Below are 17926 nucleotides of genomic sequence, written 5' to 3'. Positions count from 1 at the left end.
GATGCCGCAGCGGCGCGGAGAGCGGAGGCGGACGGGAATCGAACCCGCCTGCCCGAGATCCTCGGACACCTCGGTTTTGAAGACCGGGAGGGCCACCAGGCACCCACACGCCTCCACCGCCCGGCCAGGCTACCGGAGCCGACGACCGCCACCGCACACCACCCCGGCCACCCGGCACACCCCCGGCCCGAAGAACCCGAAAACCCCGACCGTTGGAGACGCGGCATGACGACGGCCCCCGAAACGCCCCTACGGCTCACCCAGTTCGCCCACGGCGGCGGGTGCGCCTGCAAGATCCCGCCCGGAGAGCTGGAGGACGTCCTCGGCTCCCTCATGGCGTCCGCGCCCGCCACGGGCGACACCCCGCTCCTGGTCGGGCTGGCCACCGGCGACGACGCGGCCGTCGTCGCGCTGCCCGGGCAGGGGCCCGGCCCCGCCCGGGCCATGGTGTCCACCGCCGACTTCTTCACCCCGGTCGTCGACGACCCCTACGACTGGGGGCGCATCGCCGCCGCCAACGCCCTGTCCGACGTCTACGCGATGGGCGGCACCCCGGTGCTCGCGGTCAATCTGCTGGCCTGGCCGCGCGGGGTGCTGCCCTTCGACCTGGCGCGCGAGGTGCTGCGCGGCGGGCTGGACGTCGCCACCGAGGCCGGCTGCCACGTCGGCGGCGGGCACAGCGTGGACGACCCGGAGCCCAAGTACGGCATGGCCGTCACCGGACTGGCGGATCCGGGGCGGCTGCTGCGGAACGACGCCGGACGCCCCGGCGTGCCGCTGTCGCTGACCAAGCCGCTCGGCCTCGGCGTGCTGAACAACCGGCACAAGGCCACCGGCGAACGCTTCGAGCAGGCGGTCGCCACCATGGTGGCGCTCAACCGGGACGCGGCCGCGGCCGCCCTGGACGCCGGCGTCCGCTGCGCCACCGACGTCACCGGCTTCGGCTTCCTCGGCCATCTGCACAAGCTGGCCCGGGCGTCCGGCGTGACCGCGGTCGTCGACACCGCCGCCGTGCCGCTGCTGGACGGCGCCCGGGAGGCCGTACGCGAGGGCTACGTCAGTGGCGGCACCCGGCGCAACCTGGACTGGGTCGCCCCCTTCACGGACTTCGGCGGCACCGACACCGACACCCGGCTGCTCCTGGCCGACGCCCAGACCTCGGGCGGCCTGCTGGTGGCGGGGGAGGTGCCCGGGGCGCCCGTGGTGGGCGAACTCGTGCCCCGCGGGACGCACTCCGTCGTCCTGAAGTGAGCGTCCGGTGCTGAGCGCCCTCGAGTGACTCGGGGCGCCCGGTCGTCGTCCCGCGGGCCGGGTCCGGTGCCAAGACCGGACCCGGACGGGTACCGGGACCCCGAGGGCCGTTCGTCCCCTGGCAGGCGGGGGCGGCCGGGCGCAGGCTGGAGGGCGAACCGGTTCGGGAGGCGAGCTGCCCATGGGTGCCCTCGACATCGTCGTCGTCCTGGTCGCGGCCGCGCTGATCGCCGCGCTGGGCCGCTACTTCTTCGGCCCCCGCCGGGCCGGTGCCGCCCGGCTGGAGGGCGGGGTGCAGCGGGTGGAGGTGACGGTCCGGGGAGGCTACAGCCCCGACCTGATCAAGGTGCGCGAGGGCATCCCGGTGGAGCTGGTCTTCGACCGGCAGGAGGCCGGCGAGTGCACCTCCCGGGTGGTCTTCCCCGACCTCGGGGTCGGCGCGGGGCTGCCCGCCCACACCCGCACCACCGTACGGCTGAACCCCGACTGGCCGGGCACCTTCGCCTTCGCCTGCGGCATGAACATGATTCACGGCACGCTGCTGGTCGAACCGGCCGACGGCGGCGCACCGCCCGCCCCGGACGGCCACGGCGCCCTGGCCGCACCCCCTGCCGCCGCCGGAGGAACTCCCGCGGGCGCCGAACGGACGGCGGCCGAGGCGGAGGCCGCGGACGCCGCCGAGCGGCAGGCGGAGATCGGGGACCTCACCCGCAGGGTGCTGCTGGGCGCCGTACTCACCGCACCGGTGCTGTTCGCGGTGATGGCGCACGAAGTGTTCGGCGCGTCCTGGGTGCCCTCCTGGATGCTGAACCACTGGCTCCAACTCGCCCTGATCACACCGGTGATGTTCTACACCGGATGGCCGATCCACCTGACCGGCTGGCTGACCCTGCGCCACCGCGCGGCCGACATGAACTCCCTCATCACCCTGGGCACGAGCGCCGCCTACGGATACAGCCTGCTGGTCACCCTCGCCCCCGGGCTGCTGCCCGAGAACGTGCGCGAGGTCTACTTCGAGGCCGTCGGCGTCATCCTCACCCTGATCCTGCTCGGGCGGCTGCTGGAGGCACGGGCGAAGGCCGGCACCGGCGAGGCCATCCGCGCCCTGCTGGGCCTGCAGGCCCGCACCGCCCGTGTCGTACGGGACGGGACCGAGACCGAGGTCCCGGTCGAGGAGGTGGCGGTCGGCGACGAACTCGTCATCCGGCCGGGGGAGAAGATCCCCGTCGACGCCGAGGTCCGCTCCGGCTCCTCCGCCGTGGACGAGTCCATGGTCACCGGCGAGCCGATGCCGGTGACGAAGCGCGCCGGGGACACGGTCGTCGGCGCCACCGTCAACGGGACCGGGTCGCTGCGCGTGCGCGCGGCGAAGGTCGGCGCCGACACGATGCTCGCCCAGATCATCCGCCTGGTGCAGCGGGCCCAGGCGTCCAAGGCCCCCATCCAGCGACTCGCCGACGCCGTGTCCGCGTACTTCGTGCCCGCGGTCATCGCCGTCGCCGTCGGCACCTTCGCGGTCTGGTTCACCCTGGGGCCGCCCCCGGCGCTGACCCTGGCGCTGGTCTCCGCGGTCGCGGTGCTGATCATCGCCTGCCCGTGCGCGCTCGGGCTGGCCACCCCGCTGTCGGTGATGGTCGGCACCGGCAAGGGGGCCCGGGCCGGCATCCTGATCCGCTCCGCCGAGGCGCTGGAGACCGCGCACAAGCTGGACACCGTCGTGCTGGACAAGACCGGCACCGTCACCGAGGGAAAGCCCGTCCTGACCGACGTCCGCCCCGTGGACGGATTCGACGAGACCCTGCTGCTGCGGCTGGTCGCGGGGGCCGAGGCCGACAGCGAGCACCCGCTCGCGCGGGCCGTCGTCACCGGCGTCCGCGACCGAGGCCTCGTGCCGTCCGCGGCGACGGGCTTCGACTCGGTCACCGGCAAGGGCGTGCAGGCCACCGCCGACGGCCGCGCCGTCCTGGTCGGCACCGCCCGGCTGCTGGGCGACGTCGGCATCGACACCACCGCGCTCACCCCGGTCGCGGCCGCCCTCTCCGCCGAGGGCAAGACCCCCGTCCTCGCCGCGGTCGACGGACGGGCCGCCGGTGTGCTCGCCGTCGCCGACACCGTCAAGGACGACTCCGCCGCCGCCGTCGCCGCCCTGCGCCGCCTGGGCATCGACGTCGTCATGCTGACCGGCGACGACGCCCGCACCGCCGGGGCGATCGCCGCGCAGGTCGGCGTCACCCGGGTGCTCGCCGAGGTGCTCCCCGAGCACAAGGCCGACGAGGTACGGCGACTGCAGGGCGAGGGCCGCACCGTCGGCATGGTCGGCGACGGCATCAACGACGCCCCCGCGCTCGCCGCGGCCGATGTCGGCCTGGCCATCGGCACCGGCACGGACGTGGCCATCGAGGCCGCCGACATCACCCTCGTCTCCGGCTCGCTCGGCGGGGTCGTCACGGCGATCCGGCTGTCGCGGGCCACCCTGCGCAACATCCGTCAGAACCTGTTCTTCGCCCTGGTCTACAACGCCGTCGGCGTCCCCCTGGCCGCGGGCGTCCTCTACCCGCTGTGGGGCATCCGCCTCAGCCCCGTCATCGCCGCCGCGGCCATGGCGCTCAGCTCCCTTTCGGTCGTCACCAACGCCTCCCGGCTGCGCCGTTGGCAACCCGAGCCGCTGCCCGACACCCGGCCGGACCGCACCCGTACCCGCCCCCGCGTCGAGTCCGCCACCGGCCGCGCCCCGGCGGGCGCTCCTTCGGGCGGCGAGGACGCGGTCACGGACCCGGTGTGCGGGATGCGGGTGGAGCGGGCGAGCGCCGCCGAACACCGCCGGACCGACAGCGGCATCCACCACTTCTGCTCCGCCCACTGCGCCGCCGTGTTCGACGCCGACCCGGACCGCTACACCGCCCCCACCGCCGACGGGCCGCACGCCCACCACCGCCGACGGCCACGCCCGGGCCCCGGCTGACCCGCCCGCGCACCCCCCTCGGTCCGGCCGCCGGCCGGACCACCCTCGCTCCCGGGTCGCCTCGGCTCCCGCACCGCCCCGGCCTCCAGGCCGGACGGCCACGCCCGGTTCCGGCTGCCCCGCGCCCACGCGCCCGCGAGCCCCGCCCCGCCCCAGAACACCCCTACCCCCGGGCCACCCTCACCCCCGGGCGCCCCTATCCCGGGCTACCCCCGCCCGTACAACCGGTCGAGGCCGACCAGCACCACCTCTCCCTCGGCCTCCGCGGCGCGCAGCGCGTCGCTGAAGCCGGCGGCGCCGTAGCACGCGGGCCGGGCACGGCCGACGTCCTCGCCGAGGTCGGCGAGCCGGGCCAGCAGGCCGCGCAGATGGTCCAGATGGGGCAGGTCCATCACCTCGTCCCAGCGCGCGAGGCCCACCGACAGCAGGACCCCGGCCCGGGCGTCGCCCGGCCCGCGCACCACCACGTCCGCCGCCGTCTCCGCGCCTCCGGCGTGCGCCGGGTCGGGGAGCGTGCCCCGGGCGGCCGTGACGGGCCGCGCGCCGAAGACGGCCTGGTCCGCGAAGTCGCGGGCCCACTCCCGGCAGACCTGCGCGAAGTGGGCCGGCATGACCACGGAGTCGAAGACCGGGCGGGCGTGCTTCCACACCTCGACGGGATCCCGGTGCTCCAGCGCCGGACGGTGAGCGTGCACGGCCCCGTGCTCGAAGGCCAGCAGCGGCTCCGCGACGCGCAGCCGGCCCACGTGCGGCCGGAAGGCGTCGGGCTCGGTCTCCAGCAGGCCGTTCTCGCGCAGCAGCGTGAGACAGCGCGCGGTGTCGGTGAGCGGGGTGCCGAGGCAGTCGGCGACCTGCCCCTGGGTGGCGCAGCCCGTGGCGACGGCGGAGAGCGCGGAGTGGGACAGCGCGCGATCCCAGTGGTCGGTCTCCTCCTGGAGCAGGTGGTGCGCCTCCTGGAAGAGACGCCGGCGGCGGTTCAGCACGGTCCTGCACACCCAGTCGTCGAAGTCGTCCGGGCCGGCCGGGACGTCGTCCTCCACGTAGTCGTGCCGGTACGCGGGGGTCCCGCCGACGACGGCGTGGACCAGCAGGGCGAGGCGGGGGTCGTCGATGCCCCAGAACCGGGCGGCCTGCCGGAAGTCCAGCGGACCGACCGTGAGGGCCGGTCCGGCCAGTTCCCGCAGCGGTGAGGCCGGCCCGAACAGCCGGTGCATCAGCGGCAGGGAGCTGCCGCTCAGCAGCAGGCGCGCCTGACCGGGCCGCCCCGCCCGGCGCCGCCGCCGGCAGGCGTTGTGCAGGACGGAGGGCAGTGCCGGGCTCTGCCGCACCAGATGCGGGAACTCGTCGAGGACGACCGGTACGGGCCGCTCGTCGCCGAGGGCCAGCAGCGCCTCGACCGTCTCCTCCCAGCCGTGCCGGTGGAAGGGGACGGGGGTGCCCGTGTACCGGGCGAGTGCCTCGCCGAGCCGGGTCAGCGACTCGGCCTCGGCCACCTGCTGGGCCCCGAAGTAGAAGCCGCCCGTGACGGCGGTCAGGGTCTCCAGCAGGAACGTCTTGCCCTGCCGCAGCCGCCCGGAGACCACGCCGAGGCGGGCGCCGGGCGCGGTGTCCCGCCCGAACGCGACGAGCGCGTCCCACTCGGCCTCACGGTCGAAGACCCACTCCGGCTTCCCGGGCAGGGACAGGTCGGACGACGCCACGGCCATTCCCCTCGTTCGGCGGTGCTCCCGCGCTCGGATCTCTTGCGCCCCGCTGCTCGCTGCTGCGTTTCGGTCCCGCTCTTCAGTACAACGCGGGAAGCCGGGCCCCGCGACACGCGCCGGGGGGGTGGGTGGACCGGCAGGGACCGTTCGGCCCTGTGCCCGGCATGGGAACCCAGCGCACTCTGGTGTTCGAGCGGCCCGTGGTTCGAGCGAGGGCGCCGGAAAGGAGCCGGGGCGATGAGGCACCGCAGCGTGGGCGACCTGATGACCCCCGTCGCCGTGAGCGTTCAGCGCGGCACCACCCTCAAGGAGATCGTGCGGATCCTCGACGAGTACGACATCACCGCGGTCCCGGTCGTCGAGGACGACCGTCCGGTCGGGGTCGTCTCCGAGGCCGACGTGGTGTTCAAGCAGACGCTCGGCGGCACGGCGAGGACCGCCGAGGAGCTGATGACCAGCCCCGCCGTGGTCGCCGGGACGGAGTGGAGCATCGTCCGCGCGGCGCGGACGATGGAGGAGCACCGGATCAAGCGGCTGCCCGTGGTGGACGACGTCGGACGGCTCATCGGCGTGATCAGCCGCAGCGACCTCATCCAGCTGTTCCTGCGCCGGGACCGGGCCATCCAGGAGGAGATCGTCGAGGAGATCATCGCCGGAACGCTCGGCCTGTCGCCCGCCGCCGTGACCGTCGAGGTCGACGACGGGAAGGTCACGCTGAGCGGCACCGTGGCCCGCAGGAGCCTGGTCCCGGTGGTGGTGCGGCTGTGCGAGAGCGTGGACGGCGTCGTCGACGTGGTCGACCGGCTCGGCTACGACCAGGACGACACCTCGGACACGGCGGCAGGCGGCGACGGGCTGCACACCGGGCAGGGGGCGGGCCGGTGACGGCACGGACGGCGGGGGAGGGGGCCGGAGCGTGAAGGTGAACGAGGTGATGAGCGCCCCGGCGGTCTGCGTGCCGCCCGGCACCACCGTGGGGGAGGCGGCCCGGTTGATGGACCGGGAGGGGGTCGGCTCCGTCCTCGTCGTCGAGGACGGGGCGCTGCGCGGCATCGTCACCGACCGGGACCTCGCGCTGCGGGTCCTGGGCGGCGGCGCCGCCCAGGACAGCCCGGTCGAGACGGTGATGTCGCCGCGGATCGTCGCGGTGGACGCGGCCGACGACGTGCACGCGGCGTACCGCACCTTCCGCAGGGCCGGCGTGCGGCGGCTGCCGGTCCTCGACGGGGACCGGGTGGCCGGGATGCTGACCGTGGACGATCTGCTGCTGGACGTCTTCCAGCGGTTGGCCGACCTGCTCGGGCCGGTGGCCTGGAGCATCCTGGAGGAGCCGCCCGGGCCGCCGTCGGCGATGGTGCCTCCCGGGGACACGGCGACCGGCGGGTGAACCGCGGGGAAACTCTTGGCCGTCGACGACTTCCGAGGACCGTTCGGGTGAACGCCTCTGCCTAGCATGAGGTGATCACGTACCGAACGACCCTCGGAGGCCAGGCATGTGGCGGTCCGGCTCCCCGCGCAGGCTGCCGCGCCCATGGGCCGGCGTCGGCCTGGCCGTCCTCCTCGCTCTCGTCGCGGCGGTGGTGTGGGCCGGCGCCCGGCAGCGGCACGGCGCACCCGCCGCCGCCGCGGACGGACCGCCGCACACCGCTGTGGAGGTGTCGCCGGGGCACTGCGGGCGCGGCTGGGACCGTCCGCGGTCCGGCGTCCAGGTCTTCGACCTGCGCAACACCTCGGACGAGGCCGCCGAGGTGTACCTGGAGGACCCCCGCAGCCGGGCCGTCTACGGCGAGGTGGAGGGGCTCGGCCCGGGCACCGCACGGCCGTTGACCGTCAGGCTCGGCAGGGGCGCGTACGCCTTCAAGTGCGTGCCGGAGGACGCGGACGCGGTCACCGGCCCCACCGTCCGCGTCGGCGACGGGACGAGCGGCCCGGCGGCGGCCCCGCTCACCGTGCACGACCTCATCCCCCCGGCCATCGCCTACCAGAAGTGGGTCGGGCGCGGCCTCGACGACGCGGTCCGGCTGGCCGGCCGGCTGCGCGACGCCGTCGACCGCGGCGACCTCGCCGGGGCCCGCACCGCCTGGCTGCCGGCCCATCTGCGCTACGAGCGGCTCGGGGCGGCCTACGGCGCCTTCGGCGACGCGGACCGGCGGATCAACGGCACCGACGCGGGCCTGCCCGGCGGCGTCCGCGACCCCTCCTTCACCGGATTCCACCGCCTGGAGTACGGGCTGTGGCACGGTGAGTCCGCCCGCACCCTGCGCGGCCCGGCGGCCTCGCTGACCGAGGCGCTCACCGCGCTGCGCGGCACCTGGTCGCAGACCCGCATGGACCCGGCCCAACTCGGCCTGCGGGCGCACGAGATCCTGGAGAACACCGTGCAGTTCGAGCTGACCGGGCGGACCGACTACGGCAGCGGCACCGGCCTCGCCACCGCCCGCGCCAACCTGGACGGCACCCGGGAGGTCCTGTCCCGGCTGCACCCGCTGCTCACCTCACGTTACCCCGAACTGCCCTCGCTGGAGCGGAAGTTGACGCGTACGCAGAGCACCCTGGACGGCTTCCGCCACGCCGGCGGCTGGACCCCGCCGGACCGGCTGAGCCGCGCGCGGCGGGAGCGGGTCGACGCCCTGTTCGGCGACCTGGTCGAGCGGCTGGCGTCGGTGGCGACCCTGAGCGACCCGCGGCGGACGGCGTGAGCGCCGCCGAGCACGCCCCGGGGGTGGGCCGGCGCCGATTCCTGCGCGGAGCGGCACTGACGGGCGCCGGTCTCGCCGCGGGCGGCGCGGCCGCCCCGCGGCCCGCGGGCCCGCCCGGGCCGGCCCTCACCCCGGCCGTCCCGTTCCACGGCGCACACCAGCGGGCCGTCCTCGCGCCCCCGCGCCGGGCCACGGTGTTCGCCGCCCTGGACGTCACCGCCGCCGACCGCGCCGAACTGACCGACGTGCTGCGCACCCTCACCGAACGCGCCCGCTTCCTGACCTCCGGCGGCACACCGCGACCGGTGGGCATCACCGGGCCGCCCGCCGACTCCGGCCTGCTGGGCGGCACCGTGCCCGGCGGCGCGCTCGCCGTCACCGTCGGTGCCGGAGCCTCGCTGTTCGACGACCGCTTCGGTCTCGCCGCCCGTGTGCCGCGCCGTCTGAAGACCATGCCGGCCTTCCCGGACGACGACCTGCGGCCCGACTGGTGCCACGGCGACCTCAGCCTGCAACTGCACGCCGACGACCGGGACACCGTCCTGCACGCCCTGCGCGACCTCACCCGGCACACCCGCGGCGGCCTCCAGATCCGCTGGCGGATGGACGGCTTCACCAATCCGCCCCGGCCGTCCGGCACCCCGCGCAACCTGCTGGGCTTCAAGGACGGCACGGCCAACCCGGACGCCACCAGCGCCCGCGAGATGGACCGCCTGGTGTGGGTGGGCCGGGGCGCGGGGGAGCCGGACTGGGCGGTCGGCGGCACCTACCAGGTCGTCCGGCTCATCCGCATGCTGGTGGAGTTCTGGGACCGGGTCTCCCTCGGCGAGCAGGAACGCATGATCGGGCGGGCCCGGGAGTCGGGCGCGCCGCTCGACGGCGGCACCGAGCACGACACACCGGACTACTCCGACGACCCCAAGGGCGACGTCATCCCGCTGGACGCGCACATCCGGCTGGCCGACCCGCGCACCCCCGCCACCGCCGGGGAGCGCATCCTGCGCCGCGCCCACAACTACGACCTGGGCATGGACGCCAACGGCAACCTCGACATGGGCCTGCTGTTCTGCTGCTACCAGCAGGACCTCGCCCGGCAGTTCGAGACCGTGCAGCGGCGGCTGGCGGGCGAGCCGCTCACCGACTACGTCACCCCGTTCGGCGGGGGCTACTTCTTCGCCCTGCCCGGCGTACGGGACACGGCGGACTGGTACGGGCGCGCACTGCTGAGCTGAACCTGTCCGGACAAGTCCGGGGTGACACTTGGTCAATACACGGTCAAGAATTGGCCCGGCATCCCTGACCCGGTGTTCACCCGTGCGCAACCATGACTCCGCCGGAGCGCCGTCCGCACGGCGCAGGATCACCGATCGTACGGCGCAAGAGCGAATTCCGCCCGGAGGGTGAAGCAGCATGGCGATCAGGGGAAGACGAGCAACGATACGCGGGGCGGGGGCGCTTGTCGGAGCCGCCGCGCTCACCGTCCTCGGCACCACGGGACCCGCACTGGCCGCCGCGGAGGGCGACGGGCAGTCCGCCACCACGACGCCCGTCAAGCACGTGGTCGTCCTCTTCGACGAGAACGTCTCCTTCGACCACTACTTCGCCACCTACCCGAAGGCCGCCAACACCGACGGCACGAAGTTCACGGCGTCGAAGAACACCCCGAAGGACGTCGACACCCTCGCGCACGCAGGGCTGCTGACGAAGAACCCCAACCAGTACGCCCCCAAGCGCCTCGGCCCCGCACAGGCCATGACGTGCGACCAGAACCACGGCTACGGGCCCGAGCAGTACGCCGCCGACGGCGGCAAGGCCGACAAGTACGTGGAGAACACCGAGGTCGAGAAGTGCAGCGGCGGCCTGTTCGGCGAGCCCGGCCTGGTCATGGACTACTACGACGGCAACACTGTCACCGCGCTGTGGAACTACGCCCAGCACTACTCGATGTCCGACCGCGCCTTCAGCTCCACCTACGGGCCGTCCACGCCCGGCGCGCTGAACCTGGTCTCCGGCCAGACCCACGGCGTCGTCTCCATGGACCCCGCCTCCGGCACGGAGAACCCGAAGCAGACGTCGACGCCCGACCCGTACACCGTGAAGTCCCCCGACGCCAAGGGCGTCGGCACGGTCGTCAACGACCCCGACCCGGCCTACGACGACTGCGCGGGCAAGAACCACACCAGCGGCAACGCACTCGCGGCCATGCAGGGCCGCAACATCGGTGACGTCCTCAACTCCAAGCACGTCTCCTGGGGCTGGTTCCAGGGCGGCTTCCGCCCCTCCACCGCGTGGGACGGGCAGCAGGGCCACTACGCCAAGTGCGAGACCGCGCACACCAACGTCGGCGGCGCGTCGGTCGTCGACTACAGCCCGCACCACTCGCCGTTCGAGTACTACAAGTCGACCTCGAACCCGCACCACCTGCCGCCCCGCAGCGTCGAGGAGATCGGCCACGCGGGCCAGGCCAACCACAACTACGACCTGACCGACTTCGACGCCGTCCTCAAGGCGGGCAAGCTCCCGGCGGTCAGCTTCCTCAAGGCGCCGGAGTTCCAGGACGGCCACGCCGCCTACTCCGACCCCGTCGACGAGCAGCACTTCCTCGTCGACCGGATCAACGCGATCCAGAGCTCGCCGCAGTGGAAGTCCACCGCCATCGTCGTCGCCTACGACGACTCCGACGGCTGGTACGACCATGCCTACGCCAAGCCGCGCAACGGCTCGACGGACACCTCGACCGGATCCAACGGCAAGGCCACCGACAGCCCCGCCTGCCAGGCGGCACCGGCCCCGTCCGGCGGCTACCAGGACCGCTGCGGCCCGGGCACCCGCCAGCCGCTGCTGGTGATCTCCCCCTACAGCAAGGTCAACAAGGTCGACCACACCGTCACCGACCAGGCCTCGATCACCCGCTTCATCGAGGACAACTGGCGCACCGGCCGCGTCGGCGACCACTCCTTCGACGCCACGGCGGGCTCGATGGCGGGGATGTTCGACTTCCGGCACCCCAACGGCAGGCAGGTGCTGCTGAACACGGACGGCTCCGTGAAGTCCGTCGGCCCGATCCGCTCCGTGGACCCGGTGACGACGAGCATCACGCCCGGCCCGGCCATGCAGACCACGGCCGCGAGCGGCGACGCCTCCGCCTTCCCCGCCCTCCCGGTGGGCATCGCGGCGGGCGCGGCCCTGGCGGCCGGCACCACGGTCACCTGGCTGAGCCTGCGCCGCAGGGCACGCGCCGGCGCCTGAGCGCGGTCCGCCCCGACACGCCGTGCCCCGGCCCGCATCCCGCGGGCCGGGGCACGGCCCTGTGCGTCTACGCGGAGTCGGGCGTACCCGGCCCCGCGCCCTGGACCATCGTGATCTCGGCGAGTCCGGAGACCGTCAGGACGGGGATCAGCAGGTCGGTGGCGATCAGTTCGAGGCGGTCGGCGCGCGTGAAGAGGACGGCCAGACCGGCGCTGTCGAGGTACTCCACCGAGGTCAGGTCGAGGACCACCGGCCCCGGCGTCGCGTCGAGGGCCTCGGCCAGGCTGTCGCTGTTGCTCATGTCGATTTCCCCCCGGGCCGTCAGCACCGCGGTGCCGTCCGGCCGGTGGCCGGGAGTGAGGGTGAGCGGGGTCGTCATGTGCCGATCCTCGTGTGCATCTCGACGGTGGTGCCGAAGGGGCCCGGGGTAATGGTGACCTGCTGCATCATGGCGCGCATCATCGCTATCCCGCGACCGCGATGCGGATGCGAGCCGGGCCGGGGCGGCTTCCAGGCGCCGCTGTCGGACACCACCAGGCGCAGGTTGTCGACGTAGGCCTCGGCGCGCAGCCGGACCGTGTCGCCGCGCGCGTGGCGGTGGCCGTGCTCGATCGCGTTGGCGCACGCCTCGCCCACCGCGACCAGCACGTCCTGCATGGTCTGCCGGGGCAGCCGGCACTGGTCGAGCCAGGTCCGCAGGGCCTTGCGCACCACGACGAGCTGGGCCGACTCGGCGGGGAAGGACAGGTCCAGCGGCCCCGGGTGACGGTAGAGCAGCAGGGCGACATCGTCGTCGTAGCCGTCCTTCGGCGCCATCCCGCTCATCAGCCGGGCGGCGAGGTCCTCGACGGAGACGTCCCGGCCCTCCTGTACGGCCGCGCCGACCTGCTGGATGCCCGTCCGCAGGGAGCGCCTGCGGCGTTCGACGAGACCGTCGGTGTAGAGCAGCAGCGTGGCGCGGGCCGGCACGGTGCACTCGGCCTCGGGGCGGGGCCGGTCCGGGCGGACCGCCAGAGGCAGGGAACGGCCCTCCTCCAGCAGCCGGACCGCGCCGCCGGGCTCGGCGACGATGCCCGGCGGGTGCCCGGCACTGGAGTAGGTCAGCCGGCCGCTGTCGGGGTCGAGGACGCCGCAGAAGACGGTGGTGCACATCGCCCCGGGGACACCGGCGGCGAAGCGGTCCAGCGCCGTCAGGGTGCGGGCGGGGCTGGCGTCCTGCAGCAGCAGCGCGCGGCAGGCGCTGCGCAGCTGCCCCATGACGGTGGCCGCCCCCAGCCCGCGCCCGACGCAGTCGCCGACGACGATGCCGATCCGGCCGTCGGGCAGCGTCACCGTGTCGTACCAGTCGCCGCCCACCTCCAGGGGCGGCGTCGCGGGTTCGTAGCGCACCGCGAAGCCGTCCGGCAGCCGGGCGGGACCCAGGATGGCGCGTTGCAGCGCGATCGCGGTCTCGCGCTGCTGGTCGATCTGGTGCGCACGGGCAAGACCCTGGGCGAGGTGGCCGGCCAGCAGCGACAGCAGCAGCTGGTCCTCGCCGGTGAAGGGCCGGTTGTCCCCCAGGTCGACCCACAGAGCCAGCTGACCGTCCGGGTGCTCCAGCAGGATGCCCGCCCCGGTGGGATCGACGGCGGGTCTCAGCAGGGGCTCCGAACGCAGGTCGGTCAGCGCCCGCCGGCGCTCCGCGGGCAGCGCCTCCCAGGTGCACGGCGGCCCCGCCGTGGTCAGGACGGGCACGTCGCCGTGTGCGAAGACGGCGGCGAGCACCTGCCGCGCACGCCACAGCTCCCTGAGTTCCGCCAGGGCGCCCGACAGCGCGTCGGGCAGGTTCGCGGCCCGGGACAGCCGGGTGCTGAGGGAGGCGAGGGCGCTCTCCCGCTGGATGGCGTAGTGCTCGGCGGTGACGTCGCGGAACGTGCCCACGACCACGCGCCGCCCGGTGTCCGGGTCCCGGACCGGGGTGAAGGTCGCGTTGATCCACAGGCGGTGCCCGTCGCGGTGGGTGACGGGCAGCGTGACGCTGCCCTGGCCCTGGTCCAGCAGGGTCGCGAAGGCGTCGGCGACCTTCTGGTGCGCCTCCGGATCGGTTTCGGCGGCGGGCCACCAGGGGTGCACCGGGCGGTAGGGGAGACGGTCGGGGCCGTAGCCGAGCGTCTCGGTGAAGGCGTTGTTGATCTCGATGACGGCGCCCTCCTCGTCGCAGACGAAGAAGGCCTCGTGCAGGGATTCCACGAGTGCGGCGCGCCAGCGGGCTTGATGACTGCGCAGGCGGGCCAGTTCGATGCTGGCCCGCACCCGCGCCAGCAGTTCCGCGGCGGCGAACGGCTTGACGAGGTAGTCGTCGGCGCCCGCCCGCAGGCCCTCGATGGACGCCTCCTGCCCGGCCCGCGCCGACAGCAGCAGGACGGGCACGGCGGCGGTGCGCGGATCGGCGCGCAGCGCGCCCACCAGCGCCAGACCGCCCAGCCGGGGCATCATCACATCGCTGACGACCAGGTCGGGCTCCCGCGTGCGGATCGCGGCCAGGGCCGCCTCGCCGTCGTCGACGGCGGTGACCTGGTATCCGGCGCCCTCGAGGATGCGGGTCAGGTACTCGCGCATGTCGGCGTTGTCGTCGGCGACGAGCACGCGTGCCGGAGCGACCGGCTCCGGCGCCCGGGCCGGTGGCGGCGGCGGGGCCTCGGAAGCGGGGGCGCCGGGGGACGGCTCCGCCTCCGCGCTCTCCACCGGGGCTTCGGCGCCGTCGCGGGGCAGCCAGCGCAGGGCCTCCTGCACATAGGGGTCGGCGAGGGGCGGACCGCTGCGGCCGGCGACGGTACCGGCGACGGCGTCCGCGGGCAGGTGGGCCGTGCCGAAGGGCAGGCGGACGGTGAAGCAGGTGCCCCGGCCCTCGACGCTCTCGGCGGTGATCGTCCCGCCGTGCAGGCCGATCAGTTCCTTGACCAGGGCCAGTCCGATACCGCTTCCCTCGTTCGAGCGCGACCGGGTGTCCTCGATGCGGTGGAACCGCTCGAACAGCCGTGGCATCTCCGCCGCGGGCACGCCGACGCCGGTGTCGCGGACGGTGAGCACCGCCTCGTCCGCCTCCGCGCGCAGGGCCACCCGGACGGACCCGTGGAAGGTGAACTTCAGGGCGTTGCTGAGCAGGTTGAAGACCACCTTCTCCCACATGTCGCGGTCGATGTGCACGGGCTGCGGCAGCGGGGGGCAGTCCACCTCGAGGGCGAGTCCGGCCTTCTCGTAGGCGGACCGGAAGACACTGGCCAGCTCGGCGGTGACCGCCGACAGGTCGACCGGCTCGTAGCGCGCCCTCAGCCGGCCGGCCTCGATGCGGGAGAAGTCCAGCAGCGCGTTGACCAGCTTGCCCAGCCGCAGACCGTTGCGCCGGACGACCTCCAACTCCTCGCGGACGCGCGGATCGGCGTCGCCCAGCCGCGTCCGCAGCTCCTCCACCGGTCCCATGATCAGCGTCAGGGGGGTGCGGAACTCGTGGCTGATGTTGGAGAAGAAGGTGGTCTTGGCGCGGTCGAGCGCGGCCAGCTCCTCCGCCCGCCGCTGCTGGGCCTGGTAGGCGCGGGCGCCGGCGACCCCCGCGGCGACGTGCCCGGCGACCAGTTCGACGAATCCGCGGTAGTCGTCGGAGAGCGGCCGGTACCGGTTCAGCGCGGCGACCAGGAAGCCGAAGGAGGCGTCCTGCTGCGCCAGGGGTACGACGAGTGCCTGCCGGGGCGGCTGCGGCCACGGCCCGGTGGGCAGGCCGGTGAACGGCGGGCCGTCGAGGTCCACCGTCGTGGTCTCCCCCCGGGCGGCCGCCGCGGCCGGCCACACATCGTCCGCCCCGTCGGCGGGCAGCACCGTCGGAGCCGCCGGATGGCCCCGGTGCAGTCCGGTGGCGCTCGCGAGCCGCGCGCTGCCGTCACCCTGGAAGAGGTACGTCAGCGTGAACGGCAGATCCGCGGTGTCGCGGGCGAGCTGCCCGGCGGAGAAGTCCAGCATCCCCTGCTCGGTGCGGGCCGCGCTGGGGTCGGACCCCAGATCGCGCAGCGTCGCCATGCGCCGCTCGCCGATCACCCGCTCGGTGTCCTCGCTGACCACGCACAGCATCCCGACCACGGCTCCGGAGTCGTCCCGCAGGGGGCTGTAGGAGAAGGTGTGGTAGGTCTCCTCCGGGTAGCCCGAGCGTTCCAGGAACAGCAGCAGCGCCTCGTCCCAGGTCGCCTCCGCCGTGGTCAGCACGGTGTCGATGCGCGGGCCGATGTCGTCCCAGATCTCCGCCCAGACCTCGCGGGCCGGCCGGCCCAGCGCCCACGGGTACTTCCGGCCCAGCGTGTCCCGGCGGTAGGCGGCGTTGCAGAAGAAGGTGAGCTCGGGACCCCACGCCATCCACATCGAGAACCGCGACGACAGCAGGATGCTCACCGCGGTCCGCAGGCTCTGCGGCCAGCCGGCCGGCGGCCCCAGGGGCGTCGCCGTCCAGTCCACCCGGGCGAGGTCCGCTCCGATCACCGCGTCGGCGGCGAACAGATCGATCCCCGATCCCGCGGCACGCGGGTTCGAGGAGACCCCGGAGTCTTCAGTAGGCGCCATCCGACACCCTTTCGCTCACCCTCACCGCTCCGTGGTACCCCCAGATCGGCCGATCGCACCTCAGGTCGCCTCCCGCGGCGCCGAGACGCCGTGGGTCTGCCCGCGGAACCCCGGAATCCGGTCGGCGGTCGCGGGTACGCGACGCCTTGAGGGCCTCGTCGCACCTCGAGCCCGCACCGTCGCCTGCCCGAGTTCGGCGGTGTGATCCGTAGGATAAGACAGTGGCGCGTCCGGCGGCCGCGCCGGCATCACAGGGACGGCACCACCCTGCCCCTCCGGTACGTCCCGCCCCGCTCCACCATCCGACCGCACAGGAGAACCGGTGACCGACCGCACTCTGACCGTCGATGCCCAGACCCACCCCTCCGGTGTCACCGTGCTGACCGTGAGCGGCGAGCTCGACCACCACACCGCACCCAGTCTCACCCAAGCCCTGGAGGACACGCCCTTCGCGCGCGGCAGCCGGACGGTGCTGGACCTGTCGGGGCTGCTCTACTGCGACTCCACCGGCATCACCGTCCTCATCACCGCCTACCACCGTGCCCAGGCCACCGACTCCCGCCTGTACCTGGCCGGAGTCAACCAGGACCTGATGCGCGTCTTCCGCATCGTCGGCCTCGACCAGGTCCTGAGCTTCGAGCCGACCGTGGAGAGCGCGATCGAAGCCCTGCGTTGACTTGCTCTCCCTCCTGAGGGAGGGAGATTCTGGTCTGCTCGCTCGGTGCTGTGCCGCTATGGGGCACGGGCATCGGGCGGGCTTCCGTGGCTTCCTGCTTCGTCGCGCTGTGCCAGATGGGGTTCTGGTCTTACCGGCGCTCCGCAGGCTGTCACCGCCAGTCCGGCGGCCTGTTTCACGTTCTTCGCGGCGTTGTGGTCGCGGTCGTGGACGGTGCCGCAGGCCGTGCAGGTCCATTCCCGCAGGTGCAGGGGCTTGGGGCCGTCGTGGTGGCCGCAGGTGGAGCACACCTGGCTGGTGGGTTCGAACCGGCCGATCTTGACGAAGGTGCGCCCGTACCGCTGCGCCTTGTACTCCAGCATGCCCACGAACTGGGACCAGCCCGCATCATGCACGCTCTTGGCCAGCCGGGTCCGCGCCAGGCCGCCCACCGCCAAGTCCTCCACGGCGACCGCTTGGTTCTCGCGGATCAGCTTCGTGGAGAGCTGGTGGTGGAAGTCCCGGCGCGCGTCAGCCGCCTTGGCGTGAGCGCGCGCCACCTTCCGGCGGGCCTTCTCGCGGTTCTTCGACCCCTTCTGCTTGCGGGACAGCTCCCGCTGGGCCTTCTTCAGCTTCTTCTCCGCCCGCCGCAGGAAACGCGGGGAGCCGATCTTCGTGCCGTCGGACAGCACCGCAAAGTGGGCCAGTCCGAGGTCGATGCCGATGCTGGCCTCGGTGTCGGGCATGCGCTGCGCGTCCGCCTCGGGGTCGGTGTCGATGACGAAGGACGCGAAGTACCGGCCCGCCGCATCCTTGATCACGG

General features: G+C 74.0%; 12 protein-coding genes and 1 tRNA gene. 8 read left to right on the top strand and 5 right to left on the bottom strand.

The annotated features are described in order from the left end of the window. Window positions 1–22: 22 nt before the first annotated feature. Window positions 23–115, bottom strand: a tRNA-Sec gene (locus ACIPM1_RS08540). 110 nt (window positions 116–225) lie between these two features. On the opposite strand from ACIPM1_RS08540, the gene selD reads away from it, so the two are divergent. Together selD and ACIPM1_RS08530 are read left to right on the top strand one after the other, a co-directional pair. Next, complete coding sequence (selD, locus tag ACIPM1_RS08535) at window positions 226–1251, top strand: selenide, water dikinase SelD (protein ID WP_402430777.1); 1026 nt, start codon at window positions 226–228, stop codon at window positions 1249–1251. A gap of 181 nt (window positions 1252–1432) precedes the next feature. Beyond that, window positions 1433–4213: a heavy metal translocating P-type ATPase gene (locus ACIPM1_RS08530; protein WP_402430774.1), complete on the top strand. Its 2781-nt coding sequence runs from the start codon at window positions 1433–1435 to the stop codon at window positions 4211–4213. A gap of 206 nt (window positions 4214–4419) precedes the next feature. On the opposite strand, the gene ACIPM1_RS08525 is transcribed toward ACIPM1_RS08530, so the two are convergent. Then, window positions 4420–5913, bottom strand: coding sequence for an ATP-binding protein (locus ACIPM1_RS08525; RefSeq protein WP_402430771.1), 1494 nt, complete (start codon window positions 5911–5913; stop codon window positions 4420–4422). A 240-nt stretch (window positions 5914–6153) separates the two neighbouring features. Here ACIPM1_RS08525 and ACIPM1_RS08520 point away from each other — a divergent pair, with 240 nt between their 5' ends. From ACIPM1_RS08520 to ACIPM1_RS08500, 5 genes are all read left to right on the top strand, one after another. Beyond that, window positions 6154–6801: a CBS domain-containing protein gene (locus ACIPM1_RS08520; RefSeq protein WP_402430768.1), complete on the top strand. Its 648-nt coding sequence runs from the start codon at window positions 6154–6156 to the stop codon at window positions 6799–6801. 31 nt (window positions 6802–6832) lie between these two features. Beyond that, window positions 6833–7303, top strand: a complete 471-nt coding sequence (locus tag ACIPM1_RS08515; RefSeq protein ID WP_402430765.1) for a CBS domain-containing protein — start codon at window positions 6833–6835, stop codon at window positions 7301–7303. 106 nt (window positions 7304–7409) lie between these two features. After that, a complete protein-coding gene (locus ACIPM1_RS08510; protein ID WP_402430763.1) occupies window positions 7410–8615 on the top strand; it encodes an EfeM/EfeO family lipoprotein in 1206 nt (401 codons plus the stop codon). Next, window positions 8612–9847: an iron uptake transporter deferrochelatase/peroxidase subunit gene (efeB, locus tag ACIPM1_RS08505; RefSeq protein WP_402430760.1), complete on the top strand. Its 1236-nt coding sequence runs from the start codon at window positions 8612–8614 to the stop codon at window positions 9845–9847. The genes ACIPM1_RS08510 and efeB overlap by 4 nt, the downstream gene beginning before the upstream one ends. Before the next feature lie 178 nt (window positions 9848–10025). Beyond that, the gene (locus ACIPM1_RS08500; RefSeq protein WP_402430757.1) at window positions 10026–11864 is read left to right on the top strand and encodes a phospholipase C; all 1839 of its coding nucleotides are present in this window, start codon (window positions 10026–10028) and stop codon (window positions 11862–11864) included. A gap of 67 nt (window positions 11865–11931) precedes the next feature. Here the strand turns inward: ACIPM1_RS08500 and ACIPM1_RS08495 are convergent, their stop codons facing one another. Continuing rightward, the gene (locus ACIPM1_RS08495) at window positions 11932–12243 is read right to left on the bottom strand and encodes an STAS domain-containing protein (protein ID WP_402430754.1); all 312 of its coding nucleotides are present in this window, start codon (window positions 12241–12243) and stop codon (window positions 11932–11934) included. Further along, entirely contained in the window at window positions 12240–16448 is a 4209-nt protein-coding gene (locus ACIPM1_RS08490) for a SpoIIE family protein phosphatase (protein ID WP_402430751.1), read from the bottom strand. The genes ACIPM1_RS08495 and ACIPM1_RS08490 overlap by 4 nt, the downstream gene beginning before the upstream one ends. A gap of 322 nt (window positions 16449–16770) precedes the next feature. Here ACIPM1_RS08490 and ACIPM1_RS08485 point away from each other — a divergent pair, with 322 nt between their 5' ends. Continuing rightward, window positions 16771–17124: an STAS domain-containing protein gene (locus tag ACIPM1_RS08485; RefSeq protein WP_356183150.1), complete on the top strand. Its 354-nt coding sequence runs from the start codon at window positions 16771–16773 to the stop codon at window positions 17122–17124. 56 nt (window positions 17125–17180) lie between these two features. Here ACIPM1_RS08485 and ACIPM1_RS08480 read toward each other — a convergent pair. Next, a partial coding sequence (locus ACIPM1_RS08480) for an RNA-guided endonuclease TnpB family protein (protein ID WP_402430748.1) occupies window positions 17181–17926 on the bottom strand: 746 nt, incomplete at its 5' end.

The organism is Streptomyces sp. NPDC086766 (assembly GCF_044746005.1).
Lineage (GTDB): Bacteria > Actinomycetota > Actinomycetes > Streptomycetales > Streptomycetaceae > Streptomyces.
This window is presented reverse-complemented; position numbering and strand designations above follow the sequence as displayed.

What these genes read in the sequence shown, in the direction of transcription:
- selD (WP_402430777.1), top strand. Translation starts at nt 226, where the DNA reads ATGACGACGGCCCCCGAAACGCCCCTACGGCTCACCCAGTTCGCCCAC.
- ACIPM1_RS08530 (WP_402430774.1), top strand. Translation starts at nt 1,433, where the DNA reads ATGGGTGCCCTCGACATCGTCGTCGTCCTGGTCGCGGCCGCGCTGATC.
- ACIPM1_RS08520 (WP_402430768.1), top strand. Translation starts at nt 6,154, where the DNA reads ATGAGGCACCGCAGCGTGGGCGACCTGATGACCCCCGTCGCCGTGAGC.
- ACIPM1_RS08510 (WP_402430763.1), top strand. Translation starts at nt 7,410, where the DNA reads ATGTGGCGGTCCGGCTCCCCGCGCAGGCTGCCGCGCCCATGGGCCGGC.
- ACIPM1_RS08500 (WP_402430757.1), top strand. Translation starts at nt 10,026, where the DNA reads ATGGCGATCAGGGGAAGACGAGCAACGATACGCGGGGCGGGGGCGCTT.
- ACIPM1_RS08495 (WP_402430754.1), bottom strand. Translation starts at nt 12,243, where the DNA reads ATGACGACCCCGCTCACCCTCACTCCCGGCCACCGGCCGGACGGCACC.
- ACIPM1_RS08490 (WP_402430751.1), bottom strand. Translation starts at nt 16,448, where the DNA reads ATGGCGCCTACTGAAGACTCCGGGGTCTCCTCGAACCCGCGTGCCGCG.